The following is a 291-nucleotide window of genomic DNA, read 5'->3' as shown; positions in this document are numbered from 1 at the left end:
TCGACCACAACGACTCTGCGCCGGCGTTATCCCAGCAGATGCCGGTCTCGCCCATCGAGCGCAGCAACTCGTGGCGTGTGCAGGCCTGGGCCATGTCATGGCTGGTGAATTGGCTGCCTCTGTCCGAGTGCAAGATGGTGCCCGTCACCGACCCGCCGCGCGTGGTGACCGCAGCGTCCACGGCGGCCTCGATGAGCTCAGTACGCATGTGATCGGCCAGCGGCCAGCCCAGCACGCGCCGCGAGTGCTCATCGCGGATCGCGCACAGGTACGCATCCCCCTCACCGCAGG

General features: G+C 67.7%; 1 protein-coding gene. It reads right to left on the bottom strand.

Annotated features, from left to right (window positions below; all coding sequences use genetic code 11):
* On the bottom strand, positions 1-291 hold a 291-nt coding region (locus B1964_RS29745; RefSeq protein WP_139765986.1), incomplete at both ends, for a DDE-type integrase/transposase/recombinase.

Source organism: Gordonia sp. i37 (assembly GCF_002043085.1).
Lineage (GTDB): Bacteria > Actinomycetota > Actinomycetes > Mycobacteriales > Mycobacteriaceae > Gordonia > Gordonia polyisoprenivorans.
This window is presented reverse-complemented; position numbering and strand designations above follow the sequence as displayed.